The following is a 661-nucleotide window of genomic DNA, read 5'->3' as shown; positions in this document are numbered from 1 at the left end:
AAGGCAATGCCTTACGACCATTTGCTCAATCAGAGCAGACGGCCTTCACCGCAGGCGTACGGTCTTTCGCTGCGACCCGCATGAACGACCGCTTTTGTATGGTTGCTGTGGTTGCCATACCGCATTGCTGTCAGGCGGCTCTCCGCCCTTTTTGTCTCCGTCACTGGCAGTAACAGCGAAGGCGAGAACCGCTGCGATAGTGGAGGTCTCCGCGCTTCTCGCCTTCGCTGGCTCTGAGAACGGCACTTCTGGAGCTACTGGCGCCGAATGTCATGCAACCGGGTGCCGAAGCTGTACGCAACCGAGTGCCGAACCGAGTGAGAACCAGCAGCAAAACTCAGCGGCACGAAGGCGGACGAGGCACCGGAGCTTTGAGTGCGCGCCCAGACCGAGGCGTAGCGGCGGACCGCATCATACCCGCCTTCATAGCCAAGGCCGCGCAGTTCCTCGTAGATCTGGATCAGCGTCAGGCGTTCCCGGCGCCCACGAGCCGCGTTGATCGCCAACAGCCGGCTCAGTTCCTCAAGCCAGGCGCCCAGCTTCGGGCGTGGCTGAACCGTCCGGCTATAGGTGAACTCCGTTATCCCGGTGCGGATCACCTTGCGCACCACCTTCTTCGACAGCTGCAGGTCGCGGCAGATCGTCTTGATCCCCTTGCCCT

Annotated in this window: 1 pseudogene; it reads right to left on the bottom strand. The window is 61.7% G+C overall.

What is annotated here, in order from left to right:
* Positions 1–323: 323 nt before the first annotated feature.
* Positions 324–661, bottom strand: a pseudogene (locus ACFOMP_RS10755) (IS21 family transposase); the annotation flags it as partial.

The organism is Paracoccus simplex (assembly GCF_042648325.1).
Lineage (GTDB): Bacteria > Pseudomonadota > Alphaproteobacteria > Rhodobacterales > Rhodobacteraceae > Paracoccus > Paracoccus simplex.
This window is presented reverse-complemented; position numbering and strand designations above follow the sequence as displayed.